Annotated in this window: 10 protein-coding genes and 1 riboswitch; of the genes, 6 read left to right on the forward strand and 4 right to left on the reverse strand. The window is 68.2% G+C overall.

All coding sequences use genetic code 11. The annotated features are described in order from the left end of the window. Positions 1-74: 74 nt before the first annotated feature. The gene (locus ACOYR3_RS01650) at positions 75-926 is read right to left on the reverse strand and encodes a PPK2 family polyphosphate kinase (protein WP_422844795.1); all 852 of its coding nucleotides are present in this window, start codon (positions 924-926) and stop codon (positions 75-77) included. Between the two features lie 80 nt (positions 927-1,006). Continuing rightward, positions 1,007-1,969, reverse strand: a complete 963-nt coding sequence (locus ACOYR3_RS01655) for a LysR family transcriptional regulator (RefSeq protein ID WP_422844796.1) — start codon at positions 1,967-1,969, stop codon at positions 1,007-1,009. Positions 1,970-2,042: 73 nt separating this feature from the next. On the opposite strand from ACOYR3_RS01655, the gene ACOYR3_RS01660 reads away from it, so the two are divergent. The 3 genes from ACOYR3_RS01660 to metH all read left to right on the forward strand — a co-directional run bounded on the left by ACOYR3_RS01660 (position 2,043) and on the right by metH (position 6,246). Continuing rightward, the gene (locus tag ACOYR3_RS01660; RefSeq protein ID WP_422844797.1) at positions 2,043-2,501 is read left to right on the forward strand and encodes a PACE efflux transporter; all 459 of its coding nucleotides are present in this window, start codon (positions 2,043-2,045) and stop codon (positions 2,499-2,501) included. 127 nt (positions 2,502-2,628) lie between these two features. Beyond that, positions 2,629-3,366: a hypothetical protein gene (locus tag ACOYR3_RS01665; RefSeq protein WP_422846650.1), complete on the forward strand. Its 738-nt coding sequence runs from the start codon at positions 2,629-2,631 to the stop codon at positions 3,364-3,366. Positions 3,367-3,399: 33 nt separating this feature from the next. Continuing rightward, positions 3,400-3,487, forward strand: a riboswitch (S-adenosyl-L-homocysteine riboswitch). A gap of 23 nt (positions 3,488-3,510) precedes the next feature. Beyond that, positions 3,511-6,246, forward strand: a complete 2,736-nt coding sequence (metH, locus tag ACOYR3_RS01670) for a methionine synthase (RefSeq protein WP_422844798.1) — start codon at positions 3,511-3,513, stop codon at positions 6,244-6,246. A gap of 95 nt (positions 6,247-6,341) precedes the next feature. Here metH and ACOYR3_RS01675 read toward each other — a convergent pair whose 3' ends face one another. Continuing rightward, complete coding sequence (locus tag ACOYR3_RS01675) at positions 6,342-7,235, reverse strand: response regulator (RefSeq protein ID WP_422844799.1); 894 nt, start codon at positions 7,233-7,235, stop codon at positions 6,342-6,344. Next, on the reverse strand, positions 7,232-10,708 hold the full coding sequence (locus ACOYR3_RS01680) for an ATP-binding protein (protein ID WP_422844800.1): 3,477 nt from the start codon (positions 10,706-10,708) through the stop codon (positions 7,232-7,234). Before ACOYR3_RS01680 ends, ACOYR3_RS01675 begins: the two co-directional genes overlap by 4 nt. Before the next feature lie 173 nt (positions 10,709-10,881). Between ACOYR3_RS01680 and urtA the strand changes: the two genes are divergently transcribed. The 3 genes from urtA to urtC all read left to right on the forward strand — a co-directional run bounded on the left by urtA (position 10,882) and on the right by urtC (position 14,393). Next, positions 10,882-12,150: an urea ABC transporter substrate-binding protein gene (urtA, locus tag ACOYR3_RS01685; protein ID WP_422844801.1), complete on the forward strand. Its 1,269-nt coding sequence runs from the start codon at positions 10,882-10,884 to the stop codon at positions 12,148-12,150. Positions 12,151-12,259: 109 nt separating this feature from the next. Continuing rightward, a complete protein-coding gene (gene urtB / locus ACOYR3_RS01690) occupies positions 12,260-13,174 on the forward strand; it encodes an urea ABC transporter permease subunit UrtB (RefSeq protein ID WP_422844802.1) in 915 nt (304 codons plus the stop codon). Between the two features lie 28 nt (positions 13,175-13,202). Beyond that, positions 13,203-14,393 (forward strand): urea ABC transporter permease subunit UrtC, encoded by a 1,191-nt coding sequence (gene urtC / locus ACOYR3_RS01695; protein ID WP_422844803.1) that lies wholly within the window; start codon positions 13,203-13,205, stop codon positions 14,391-14,393. Position 14,394: the final 1 nt, after the last annotated feature.

Here is a 14,394-nt window from a genome sequence, read left to right on the forward strand (position 1 = left end):
GCATAACCCTGCGAAAGCCGCGTCCATGCTGCAGCGCGGCATTGCGCGCCCCGGCCTTGGCGCGCTTGCGCGGGCTACTCCACGGTGAAGTGGGTCAGCGATGGGTCGCCGGTGGGATAGCGCAGGTCCAGGGTCCGCAGCACCTCGCGCAGCACGGTGGCGATCATCAGGTTGCGGTGCGTCTTGGAGTCGGCCGGCACGATGGTCCAGGGCGCCCAGGGGGTGTGGGTGGCGCTCAGCAGCTCGCCGTAGGCGCGGCGGTAGTCGGCCCACTGCTTGCGCACGGTGATGTCGTCCATGCTGAACTTCCAGTGCTTGGCCGGGTCGTCCAGGCGCTGCTGCAGGCGCTCGCGCTGCTCGTCAAAGCTGATGTGCAGCAGGAACTTCAGCACGATGGTCCCCGTCTCGCTGAGCATGCGCTCGAAGTCGTTGAGGTGGGCCAGCCGCTGGCGGTGCTGCGCCGGCGTGATCCAGCCGTTGACCACGGGCACCAGCACGTCCTCGTAGTGGCTGCGGTTGAACACGGTGATGTCGCCGGCCTGCGGCACCTGCTGGTGGATGCGCCACAGGTAGTCGTGTGCGCGCTCGGTCTCGGTGGGGGCCTTCCAGCCCACGGCGTGCACGCCCAGGGCGCTCATTCGGCCGAACACGCCGCGGATGGTGCCGTCCTTGCCCGAGGTGTCGGTGCCCTGCAGCACCACCAGCAGCTTGTAGCGCTTGTCGGCGTAGAACAGGTTTTGCAGCGCGTCCAGCTCCACGGCCAGGTCTTCCACCGCCGCCTTGTCCCGGACCTTGTCGCCCAGCGAGAACGGCTTGGCGCCGGGGTCGAAGTCGTCGAGCGACACGGCGGATTTGCCGGCGGGCTGCCAAGGCCGCAGGCGGTGCAGGAAGTCGGAGGAGCGGCTGGTATCCAGGGGTGCGGGCATGGTGGTGGCTCTTCGGAAGTGCGGGCGGTCGCCGCCCGTTGCCTCCATTGGAACACCGTTGGTCCCGCCGCGGCCGGTGGTCACGGGGCCTTGGGGCTGCACGCGCCCGGGCCTGGCCGGCCGCCGGCGCCTTCGCGCATGAGCGCCACGAAGCGGGCCGCGCCCAGGCCCAGCGGCCGTTCCCGGGACCACACCACATCCACCCACAGCGCCGTGCCGTTGCTCAGGTTCTCGAACGGCATTTCCACCAGCGTGCCCGCCGCGATGCGCGGCTGCACCAGGGCGCGCGGCTGCCAGCCCCAGCCCAGGCCGGCCTCGATCAGGCCCAGGGCGGCCAGGTGGTTGTCGGTGCGCCAGTGGTGGCGGGCGAACACGAAGCGGGGGTCGGTGTGCCCCAGGTCGCGGCTGGCCACCACGATCTGGCGCGTGGTGGTCAGGTGCTCCTCGCGCAGGCGGGCGTGCCCGGGCGGCTCGCCGCGCGCCTGGGCGGCGGCGCGTGCGGCGGCCAGCACGGGGTGCTGCGGGGCCATCACGGCCACCAGGGTCTCGGTGCCCACTTCCTGAAAGCCCTCGCGGCCGTCGATGCTGGGCCGCTCGAACACCAGTGCCAGCTGGGCTCGGCCGCTGTGCAGCAGCGCCAGCGCGTCGCCCTGCGGGGCGGCCAGCACCTCCACCTGCAGCAGCGGGTATTCCTGCGCCAGCGCGGCCAGGGGCCCCGTCCAGCGGGCGGCCAGCAGCTCCGGGGCGATGGCCAGCGTCAGGCGTTCTTCCAGCCCCTGCGTGAGCGCCAGCGCCTGGGCGTTGAGCTGCTGCAGCTGCCCCGCCAGCAGCCGGGCCTGCGGCTCCAGCGCCCTTGCAGCCGCGGTGGGGCGGGGCTCGCGGCCGCTGCGGTCGAACAGCTGCACGCTCAGCTCGGCCTCCAGGTGCGCCATGGTCATGCTCACGGCCGAGGGCACGCGCGAGAGGGCCCGCGCGGCGGCCGAAAAGGAGCCGTGGTCCAGCACGGCCAGAAACACCTGCACGCTGTCGGAGTGGAAAGCCATGGGCTCCAACCTATCAAAAAATCTGAAATAAGCTGACTTTATATGTCAGGCGCACAAATATAAAGTGCGGCCCATGAACATCCCCAAACCCGTTCTTTTTGGATTGCAGGGCCCCCGGCGGCGCCTGCTGTACGTGAGCCTGTACGAGCTGGTTGCCATCGGGGCGGCCACGGCCGGGTTGTCGCTGCTCACGGGCCAGGGCGCCGGGCACTCGGGCGTGGTGGCTGTGGCCGCGTCGGCCATCGCCATCGTGTGGAACATCGTTTTCAACTGGGCCTTCGAGCGTTGGGAGTCGCGCCAGGCGGTGCGGGGCCGCAGCGTGGGCCGGCGGGTGGCGCACGCCATCGGGTTTGAGGGCGGCCTGGTCTTCACGCTGGTTCCACTGTTTGCGTGGTGGTTCGGCATCAGCCTGTGGCAGGCCTTTGTCATGGACCTGGGGCTGATCGTTTTCTTCCTGTGCTACACGTTTGTCTTCAACTGGGTGTTCGACCACCTGTTCGGCCTGCCGGCCTCGGCCCTCACGCCCGCGTGAGCGGCCAGTGGCGCTGCGCCGCCGGACCATCGTCAAACAATGTGAACCCTGTGGCGGTCCTGCCCGGCCGGAAGCCGGCGCCCGATAATCCGCGCCCATGCACGGGCTCCCTACCACTTCCCCGCTGATGGCCGCCGCGTCCGCGCCGCGGCGGCTGGCCTGCGTGTGGCTGGGCCTGGCACTGGCGGGCTGCGCCAGCACGGCCCCCACGCCGCGCGGCGAGGTGAAAGGGGCCGCGGCCGGGGCGGGCGAACTGGCCCAGTCCGACGCCAACCGCATGGCCACGCTGGCCATGCAGGAGAACCTGGAAGGGCTGTTCCGCATTGCCGACAAGCTCTACCGCCGCAACCCGGCCGAATGGCGCAAGGGGGGCGCCGCCAGCCGCGAGCAGGCGCTGGAGCAGGTGCGCACCGCCGTCCTGCAGCGCGAGGCCTGGGCGCCGCTGCAGGGGCGGCGGGACATTGCCGCCATGGCCCTGGCGCTGGCCCCGGAGTTCCCCGGAGACCGCGTGGCGGCGTTTGTCCACGCCACGGCCGACATGATCATCACCGCCCATGGCGGCAAGACCGAGTTCTTCTTGCTGGACGGCGTGGACGCCCAGCACCTCTACAACGCCGCCCGCAACGTGGAGACGGCCGTGTGGCTGCTGGCCCAGCGCCGCAACGCCCAGGGCCAGCCCCTGCTGCTGGCCGACGAGATCGGCGCCCGGGGGCGCAACCTGAGCTTCGAGCGGGAGTTTGGCAAGATCATCGCCCGCCTGGACCTGCTGGCCGCCTTCACCACCGAGAAGTACCGCCGCGCGGCCATCAGCTACGTGCAGAACCTTGTGGGCGGCACCTTCCTGCAGTTCCTGCCGGTGCGCTGAACGCCCGGGCGGGTTCTCAGTAAAATCCCCTGCTCGCCCAAGGAGCGTTGCAGCGGCCTCACCAGGAACAGCCGTCAGGCTTGGGTGCAGCGGTTTTCCCTTCCAACGACGCTCACCTGAACCCCGTGCCCCGCAGGTGAGCCTATGTCCGATCTGTCCGTCCCCCCCCTGAAACTCTCCGGCCTGGAGCCCGTCTCCATCGGCCAGGGCACCCTGTTCGTCAACGTGGGCGAGCGCACCAACGTCACCGGCTCCAAGGCGTTCGCGCGCATGATCCTGAACGGCCAGTACGAAGAGGCCCTGGCCGTGGCCCGCCAGCAGGTGGAAAACGGCGCGCAGGTCATCGACATCAACATGGACGAAGCCATGCTCGACAGCAAGGCCGCCATGGTGCGCTTTCTGAATCTGATCGCGTCCGAGCCCGACATCGCCCGCGTGCCCATCATGATCGACTCCTCCAAGTGGGAGGTGATCGAGGCCGGGCTGCGCTGCATCCAGGGCAAGGGCATCGTCAACTCCATCAGCATGAAAGAAGGCGTGGAGGAGTTCAAGCGCCAGGCCAAGCTCATCCGCCGCTATGGTGCGGCCGCGGTGGTGATGGCGTTTGACGATGTGGGCCAGGCCGACACCTACGCCCGCAAGATCGAGATCTGCGAGCGCGCCTACCGCATCCTGGTGGATGAGGTGGGTTTTCCGCCCGAGGACATCATCTTCGACCCCAACATCTTTGCCGTGGCCACCGGCATCGAAGAGCACAACAACTACGCGGTCGATTTCATCGAGGCCACGCGCTGGATCAAGCAGCACCTGCCCGGCGCCAAGGTGTCGGGCGGCGTGTCCAACGTCAGTTTCAGCTTCCGCGGCAACGACCCGGTGCGCGAGGCCATCCACACCGTGTTCCTGTACCACGCCATCCAGGCCGGCATGGACATGGGCATCGTCAACGCGGGCATGGTGGGCGTGTACGACGAGCTCGAACCCACCTTGCGCGAGCGCGTGGAAGACGTGGTGCTCAACCGTCGCCCCGACGCCGGCGAACGCCTGGTGGAGATCGCCGAAACCGCCAAGAGCGGCGCCAAGGACGAGAGCAAGAAGCTCGAATGGCGTGGCACGCCCGAGCACCCCAAGACCGTGGGCGAGCGCCTGTCCCACGCGCTGGTGCACGGCATCACCGACTTCATCGTGGAAGACACCGAAGAGGCCTACCGCGAGGTCCTGGCCAAGGGCGGCCGCCCGCTGCACGTGATCGAAGGCCCGCTCATGGACGGCATGAACGTGGTGGGCGACCTGTTCGGCGCGGGCAAGATGTTCCTGCCCCAGGTGGTGAAGAGCGCGCGCGTGATGAAGAGCGCCGTGGCCCACCTCATCCCCTACATCGAGGAAGAAAAGCGCCAGGACGAGCTGGCCGGGCGCGACGTGCGCAGCAAGGGCAAGATCGTCATCGCCACCGTCAAGGGCGATGTGCACGACATCGGCAAGAACATCGTCACCGTCGTGCTCCAGTGCAACAACTTCGAGGTGGTGAACATGGGCGTGATGGTGCCCTGCCACGAGATCCTGGCCAAGGCCAAGGTCGAGGGCGCGGACATCGTGGGCCTCTCCGGCCTCATCACCCCCAGCCTGGAAGAGATGCAGTACGTGGCTGGCGAGATGCAGAAGGACGACTACTTCCGCATGAAGAAGATCCCGCTGCTCATTGGCGGCGCCACCACCAGCCGCGTGCACACGGCGGTGAAGATCGCCCCGCACTACGAAGGCCCCGTGGTCTACGTGCCGGACGCCTCGCGCAGCGTGAGCGTGGCCCAGAGCCTGCTGGGCGATGGCGTGCACAACTACGTGAACGAGCTGAACGCCGACTATGAAAAGGTCCGCACCCAGCACGCCAACAAAAAGCAGACCCCCATGTGGTCGCTGGAAAAAGCCCGCGCCAACCGCACGCCCATCGCCTGGGCCGGTTACCAGCCTGCGGTGCCCCGTGCGCTGGGCCGCCGCGTGTTCAAAAACTTTGACCTGGCCGAGCTGGCCCGGTACATCGACTGGGGCCCGTTCTTCCAGACCTGGGACCTGGCCGGGCCGTACCCCGCCATCCTGGAGGACGAGATCGTCGGCGAGCAGGCCCGCAAGGTGATGGCCGACGGCCAGGCCATGCTCAAGAAGATCATCGAAGGCCGCTGGCTCAGCGCCAGTGGCGTGATGGCCCTGCTGCCCGCCAACAGCGTGGGCGACGACATCGAGTTCTACACCGACGAGACGCGCACCGAAGTCGCCATGACCTGGTACGGCATGCGCCAGCAAACCGAAAAGCAGATGATCGACGGCGTGATGCGCCCCAGCCGCTGCCTGGCCGACTTTGTGGCCCCCAAGGACAGCGGCATTGCCGACTACGCCGGCCTGTTCGCCGTGACAGCCGGCCTGGGCGTGGAGAAAAAAGAGCAGGCCTTTGTCGACGCGCTGGACGACTACTCCGCCATCATGCTCAAGAGCCTGGCCGACCGCTTGGCCGAAGCCTTTGCCGAATGCCTGCACGAGCGCGTGCGCAAGGATCTGTGGGGCTACGCAGCGGGCGAGCACCTCTCCAACGAGGAGCTGATTGGCGAAAAGTACCAGGGCATCCGCCCCGCCCCCGGCTACCCCGCCTGCCCGGACCACAGCGCCAAGACCGACTTGTTCCGCGTGCTCAACGCCGAAGACATCGGCATGGCCCTGACCGAAAGCCTGGCCATGACCCCCGCGGCCAGCGTGAGCGGCTTCTACATCGGCCACCCACAGGCCGTGTACTTCAACGTCGGCAAGATCGGCGAGGACCAGCTGCAGGACATGGCAAAGCGCCGCGGCATGGACGAGAAGGTGCTGGCGCGGCTGCTGGCGCCGAACTTGTGATGCTATTGATTTTATAGCTGTAGGCGCTTGCTGGACAAGAGCTGCAGGCCATTCTCATTCAAATCCAGTGGTGCACCCGCCGGGGTGCCTGGGCGTCAGCTGTTCAGCAGCTGGCCGGCCACGGCGGCGGCGGCCGTGCGGGTTTCCACGCCCAGCTTCTCGAAGATGTGCTCCAGGTGCTTGTTCACCGTGCGCGGGCTCATGCCGAGGATGTCGCCGATGTCGCGGTTGGTCTTGCCCTTGCTCAGCCATGAGAGGACTTCGGTCTCGCGGGGCGTCAGTGCGGCCTGCTGCAGACCGCGGGGCGCGGCGGCCTCCGGCGCTGCCTGGCTGAGAAGCAGCATCGATTCTCCGAGCCCGCTCTCGCCCATGTGGCGTGCCAGGAGCAGCCGGCCGTCGCTCAGGGCCAGCGTCTGCGAGCCGGCGCGGCGCGCCTGCACCAGCCAGGCGGCGGCCGCTTCCGCGGGTGTTTCGGACTGGGCGAACGCGGCCTCCAGCCAGCGGGAGGCCTGGGGGGAGCGCCAGGCCGCGCGGCCCTGGCCGTCCAGCATCACCACCCCCAGGCCGGCGACGTCCACGGCGTCCCGCGCCAGCCGCGTGGCCTGTGCGTTGCGTACGTGGGTGGCCAGGCGGGCCAGCACTTCCGGGATGCGCAGCGGCTTGACCACGTAGTCCACGCCGCCGCTGGCGAAGCCGCGCACGATCTGCTCGGTGTCGGACAGCCCGGTCATGAAAACGATGGGCACATGCGACCACGCGGGCGTGGCCTTGATCTGCCGGCACAGCGCGAAGCCGTCGACGCCCGGCATCACCGCATCCAGCAGCACGGCGTCCGGCACGGTGGCGTCGAAGCGCTGCAGAGCCTCCGGGGCGTCGCGGGCGGCCAGGACGGCGTAGCCTTCGGCGGCTAGCGCGTCGCAGAGCATGCGCAGGGTGTCCAGGGCATCGTCCACCACCAGGATGACGCGTTGGGGCGCGGGTTCGTTCATGGAGTCACTCCGGAAGGGGGCGCGGGGTCGGGCTCGCGCAACTGCCGGGCCACGGTTTCGAAGTCGAACTGGTCGGCATGGGCTTGCAGCGCTGCCAGCAGATCGGCGTGGGCTGGCAGCTCCGCCCGGGCGCGCCGCAGCCGTTCACGCAGCGCGCTGGCCTGGCCGGAGCGCGCGAGCCGGACGAGCTCCAGGCGCACCGCCTCCGGCAGCGGCTCCCCGGCGGCGGCGGGGCCTGCTGCAGACGGCGTCGGGGACACCGGGGACACCAGGGGCACGGGGGCCGGCAGGTGCGGCGTGTTGTCGCGCAGCCATTCGATCTGCAGCGCCTGCTCCAGCGCCTGCAGCAGTTCCGACTCCACCACCGGCTTGCCCACGAAGCCCTGGCATTGCGCTGCACGGATGCGCTGCGCCTCTTGCTCGAACAGGTTGGCCGAGACGAACACAATCGGCAGTTCCCCGGCGGAGTACTGGGAGCGCAGCAGGGCCGCGGTCTGCCAGCCGTCCAGGTCGTCCATGGTGATGTCCAGCAGCACCAGGTCGGGCGGCGTCTGGCGCACGATCTCCAGGCATTCGCGGCCGCTGGCGGCTTCGCGCACCACGAAACCCAGGGGTACCAGCAAGCCGGCCAGCAGCTGGCGTTGCAGGGGCTGGTCGTCCACTACCAGCAGCGTGCGCTGCGGCGGCAGGTAGCCGATGACGGGGCGCAGCGTCACGGTGCTGGGCGTGGGCCAGGACGGGTCCACGGGGATGTCCGGCAGGTACAGCCGCACGGTGAACGTGCTTCCCCGCCCCGGCTGGCTGCTGACGGTGAGCTGCCCGCCCATCAGCTCGGTCAGCAGATGCGTGATGGTCAGCCCCAGGCCGGTGCCGGCCACGCTGGCGCGCCGGCCCGCGCTGCCGCGCTCGAAAGGCAGGAAGATGCGCTCCATGTCCTGCGGCTCGATGCCGATGCCGGTGTCGATCACCTCGAGGCGCGACACATGGGCGCGAAAGTCCATGCGCAGCCGCACCTCGCCGCGCTCCGTGAAACGCACGGCGTTGGACAGCAGGTTGATGAGGATCTGGCGCAGGCGCTTGGCGTCGGCGCGGATCCAGGAAGGCATGCTGCCCAGTGTCTCCACCCGGAAGCGCAGGCCCTTGGCCTCGGCCTGCGGCCGCAGCATGGCCTCGATGCTTGCCATCAGGTCGGGCAGCGGCACCGGCGTGAGGTCCAGCCGCAGGCGTCCCGCCTCGATGCGAGCGAGTTCGAGCGATCCGTCGATCAGCGCGTGCATGTGCTGCCCGCTGTGCTGCATCGTCGACAGGGTCTCGCGCAGCCAGCCCTCGGTCTGCGGGTGCTTGAGCAGAATCTGCGTGTAGCCCAGGATGCTGTTGAGCGGTGAGCGCAGCTCGTGTGTCATGCCGGCGACATACCGCGTCTTGGCCTGGCTGGCCTGCTCGGCGTGGTCCTTGGCGGCTTGCAGCTCGGCGTCGGTGCGCTTGTGCGCTTCGATCTCGTGCAGCAGCAGCTGCGTCTGGCGTTCCGACTCGTCCTGCGCCATGCGCCGGCTGTCGGTGCTCAGCACCACCCACCAGGCACACACCGCGGCCAGCAGCGCCAGCAGGGCATACACCTTGAGGAACGGCATGCGCAGGAACTGCGCGGGGGTCTCCAGGCCTTCCTGCACATACACCACGCCCACCACGAAGGCGATCACCGCGCAGAGCGATATCCACACCATCAGGTACTGGCCCAGGCGAAAGTTCACCTTGGCCGCCCAGGTGCGCGGCAGCAGCAGGGCGGCCAGTGAGCGCAGTTGCTCGGCCGCGCGCGAGCCCGTCTTGCAGCGGTCGTGGCAGCGTGACTCGAGCGAGCAGCACAGCGAGCAGATGGCGGCACCGTAGACCGGGCAGCGGGCCATGTCCTCGGACTCGAAGCGGTTCTCGCACACCGTGCAGCGCACCAGCTCGCCGGGCGCCCAGCCGGCCGCCGGCGGGCGGGCCAGGTAGTAGCGCCCGCCCGTCCACCACGCGAACAGCGGGGCCAGCGCCATCGACAGGGCCAGGGCAATGAACGGCGAGAAAGCCGCGGCAGTCTCGCCCAGCAGCCCGGCGTAGGCGCAGCAGGCCACGGCGGCGGCCACCACCATGGCCCCCAGGCCGACGGGGTTGAAGTCGTACAGGTGCGCCCGGCGAAACTCGATGCCCCGCGGCGACAGGCCCAGCGGCTTGTTGATGACCAGGTCCGCCACCAGCGCGCCCACCCAGGCGATGGCCACGTTGCTGTAGACGGCCAGCACTTTCTCCAGCGCGCCGAACACGCCCAGCGTCATCAGCAGCGTGGCAATGCCCACGTTGAACACCAGCCACACCACGCGCCCCGGGTGGCTGCGGGTGATGCGGGCAAAGAAGTTGGACCAGGCCAGCGAGCCCGCGTAGGCGTTGGTCAGGTTGATCTTGGTCTGCGAGACCACGACGAAGAGCACCGTGACCGCCACCGCCAGGCCGGGCAGGCCCAGGGCCTGCATCACCTGCTGAAAGCCCGCGAGGAACATCTGGGTGGGTTCGGCAGCGCGGTGGGCGCCCACCTCGAACTGCAGGGCCGCGAACGCGAGGAAGGCGCCGCCCGCCATCTTGAGCATGCCCATGACGATCCAGCCCGGCCCCGCCACCAGGACGGCGCCCCACCAGCGCCAGCGGTTGGCGGCGGTGCGTTCGGGCAGGAAGCGCAGGAAGTCCACCTGCTCGCCGATCTGCACCACCAGCGAGAAGATCACCGCGCAGGCCGCGCCGAACATGAGCGGGTTGAACTGGCTGCTGCCGCTGCGCAGGCCCGAGAGTCCGGCGAAGTCGCGGTAGAGCTGGGGCTGGTCCAGGGCGATCCACACGAAAGGCAGCAACAGCAGGAACAGCCACAGCGGTTGCGTCCAGGCCTGCAGGCGCGAGATCAGCGTGATGCCGCGCATCGCCAGGGGCAGGATGACCAGCGACGACAGCACATAGCACCACTGCAGCGGCCAGTCCACCACCAGCTGCAGGGCCAGCGCCATGATGGCCGCCTCCAGCGCGAAGAAGATGAACGTGAACACCGCGTAGATCAGCGAAGTGATGGTCGACCCGAGGTAGCCGAAGCCCGCGCCGCGGGTGAGCAGGTCCATGTCCAGCCCGTAGCGCGCTGCGTAGTAGGCGATGGGCAGGCCCGTGCAGAAGATCAGCACCCCCACGGCCAGGATGGCCCACAGCGCATTCGAGAAGCCGTAGTTGAGCGCGATGGCCCCGCCGATGGCTTCGAGGGCCAGGAACGACAGCGAGCCGAAGGCGGTGTTTGCCACGCGGAATTCGCTCCAGCGCCGAAAGCTCTTGGGCGTGTAGCGCAGCGCGTAGTCCTCCATGGTCTCGTCGGCCACCCACGCGTTGTATTCGCGGCGGAAGCGGAAGATGGTCTGCGTCTGCGGTGTCGCCGCGGCCACGCTGGGGTCTGGTGAGGGCATGCACGGGCCAAGCAAGAAGCGTTCTCTGGCCGCGCGCCCCACCGGGGTGCGCACACGGCTACGTTAATTGACGTATGGGCCGGCAGCAGGGTTGTCCCTAATCTTCAGGCCATGGCGGAACCCGCTTCCACCAACGCCTTTTCACCAACCCTGTTCCCGCAAGGAGTGTCTCCATGAAGAAGCTTCCATTCGACCCCCACGCCATCGGCACCGCCGCCACGGACACCGGTCGCCGCCGCGTGCTGCAGGCGCTGGGCGCTGCCTCCGTGGCGGGATTCCCGGCCTGGTCGCTGGCCCAGCCCACGGCCCAGGTCAATACCACCAAGCTGGCGGTGACCGACACCGAGGTGACGGTGGGCCAGCTGCACTCCGCCACGGGCACCATGGCCATCTCGGAGACCGGCTCCATCCAGGCCGAGCAGCTGGCCATCGACCAGATCAACGCCATGGGCGGCGTGCTGGGCCGCAAGATCAAGGTCATCAAGGAAGACGGGGCCTCCGATTGGCCCACCTTCGCCGAGAAGTCCAAGAAGCTGCTCATCAACGACCGCTGCGCCGCCGTTTTCGGCTGCTGGACCAGCGCCTCGCGCAAGGCCGTGCTGCCGGTCTTCGAGAAGGAAAACGGCCTGCTGTACTACCCCACGTTCTACGAGGGCCTGGAGCAGTCGAAGAATGTGATCTACACCGGGCAGGAGGCCACGCAGCAGATCCTCTACAGCCTGGACTGGGCGCAGAAGGAGAAGAAGGCCAAGACCTTCTTCCTGATCGGATCGGACTACATCTGGCCGCGCACCTCGATGAAGATCGCGCGCAAGCACATCGAGAATTTCCAGAAGGGCAAGGTCGTTGGCGAGGAGTACTACCCCCTGGGCAGCACGAACTTCGGCTCGCTGATGAACAAGATCAAGGTGCAAAAGCCCGACTGCCTGTTCGTGGCCGTGGTGGGCGGCTCCAACGTTGCCTTCTACAAGGCCCTCAAGGCCGCGGGCATCACGGGCGACAAGCAGCTGCTGGTGACCTTGTCGGTCACCGAGGACGAGATGACCGGCGTGGGCGGCGAGAACTTCACCGGCTTCTTCTCGTCGATGAAGTACTTCCAGACCCTGGACAACGAGAACAACAAGAAGTTCGTGGCCGCCTTCAAGGCCAAGTACGGCCCCAACGCGGTGATCGGCGACGTGACGCAGGCCGGCTACCTGGGCCCCTGGCTGTGGAAGGCCGCGGTCGAGAAGGCCAAGAGCTTCGACGTGGACAAGGTGGTGGCCGCATCGCCCGGCATCGAGCTCAAGACCGCCCCCGAAGGCTACGTGAAGGTGGATGCCAACCACCACCTGTGGAGCAAGTCGCGCATCGCGGTGGGGCAGCCGGACGGCACGTTCAAGGTGGTGTCCGAATCGCCCGAGCTGATCAAGCCCGATCCCTTCCCCAAGGGCTACCAGTAATCACCCGCCGAGGCGCGCCGCGCCTCCGTGCGTCCGGCAAGGCCAGCCCTCCCTCGCTGCGCCCCGGATCGCCATGTCTTCCGCTGGGCTTGCACGCAGGAGCTGCACCATGACTTTCTCCGAAATGATGAACATCGGCCTGATGCAGGGCTTCGCGGGGTTGAGCCTGTTCGCGGTGCTGCTCCTCATGGGCCTCGGGCTGGCGATCATCTTCGGCCAGATGGGCGTGATCAACATGGCGCATGGCGAGTTCATGACCATCGGCGCCTACACCATCTACCTCGGCTCGGTGCTGACGGGGCAGTATGCGCCGGGCTTCATGCCGTTTTACTTCCCGGTGGCCATCGTGGCCGCCTTCGGGTTCGCCTTCATGGCGGGCTGGCTGGTGGAGTGGGGCCTGATACGCCATCTGTACAAGCGCCCGCTGGACACGCTGCTGGCCACCTGGGGCATCAGCCTGGCGTTGCAGCAGTGCTTTCGCACCTTCATCGGCCCCAAGGAGGTCAGCCCCACGCTGCCGGACTGGCTGATGGGCTCCTGGGCCCCGGCCGAGGGTCTGGACATCCCCATCAACGGCCTGTTCGTGCTGGCGCTGACGGCGGTGGTCACGGCGGGCGTGCTGCTGGCATTGCACAAGAGCCGCTGGGGCCTGCGGGTGCGCGCCACGGTGAGCAACCGCGTGATGGCCAATGCCATCGGCATCGACACCCAACGGACCGACCGCCTCACCTTTGCCATCGGCTGCGGCATTGCGGGCGTGGCAGGGGCGGCCTTCACCACCATCGGCTCCACGGGCCCCACATCGGGATCGCTCTACATCGTCGATGCATTCCTGGTGGTCACCTTCGGTGGCGCGGCCAGCCTGCTGGGCACGGTGGTCTCGGCGTTCGGCATCGCGCAGACGCAGTCCATCACCGAGTTCTTCCTGGCCGGATCCATGGCCAAGGTGATCACGCTCTCGCTCATCGTGCTGATCCTCATGGTGCGGCCGCAGGGGCTGTTCGCTTCGAAGGTCCGGCGCTGATGCCCCACGTTCTCAACGGAGTTACCCAATGAATGCCCTCAAAGCCTGGATCCAGAGGTACCAGCTCGCCAGCCTGGTGCTGCTGGCCGCGCTGCTCGCCGTGGTGCTACCGCTTGCGCTGGACGTCTTCCGCCTGAACCTGGTCGGTAAATACCTGACCTATGCCTTTGTGGCCATCGGCCTGGTGATGGTATGGGGCTACGGTGGCGTGCTCAGCCTGGGGCAGGGCGTGTTCTTCGGGCTGGGCGGCTATGCCATGGCCATGTTCCTCAAGCTCGAGGCGTCGGATCCGGTCAGCACGCAGATCCAGTCCACCCCCGGCATCCCGGACTTCATGGACTGGAACCAGCTCACGGCCCTGCCGTCGTTCTGGGTGCCTTTCAAGAGCCTGCCGTTCGCCCTGGCGGCCGTGGTGGCGGTGCCCACGCTGCTGGCCTGGCTCATCAGCTTTGCCATGTTCAAGCGCCGCGTGGGCGGGGTGTACTTCGCCATCATCACCCAGGCGGTCGCGCTGATCCTCACGGTGCTCATCATCGGCCAGCAGGGCTACACCGGCGGCGTCAACGGCATGACGGACCTGAAGACCCTCTGGGGCTGGGACACGCGCACCGACAGCGCCAAGGTCATCCTCTACTACGTGTGTGTGGCACTGCTGCTGGGCGCCATCGTGCTGTGCCGGTGGATCCAGACGGGCAAGGTGGGCACGCTGCTGCTGGCCATGCGCGACAAGGAAGACCGCGTGCGCTTCTCGGGCTACGACGTGGCTGACTTCAAGATCTTCACGTTCTGCCTTGCCGCGGCACTGTCTGGCGTCGGCGGCGCGCTGTTCACGCTGCAGGTGGGGTTCATGTCGCCCAGCTTCGTGGGCATCGTGCCCTCCATCGAGATGGTGATCTATGCCGCCGTGGGGGGGCGCATGAGCCTGGTGGGCGCGGTGTACGGCACGCTGCTGGTCAACGCGGGCAAGACGTTCTTCTCGGAGAGCTTTCCCGACCTGTGGCTGTTCCTGATGGCGGCGCTGTTCATCGGCGTGACCATGGCGTTCCCCATGGGCCTGGCCGGGCTATGGGAAAGCCACATCGTGCCGTGGTGGCAGGGGCGGCGCGAAGCGCTGCGACGCGCAGCGGTGCGGCCACCGGCGCCGCCCGCGGCAGCCGCCGGCAACGCCGCCGCAGCCCCCGCCACCGCACCGACCGGCGCGACCGGGCAGGGCGCCTGAT

The organism is Acidovorax sp. M2(2025) (genome assembly GCF_049330835.1).
GTDB lineage: Bacteria > Pseudomonadota > Gammaproteobacteria > Burkholderiales > Burkholderiaceae_C > Acidovorax.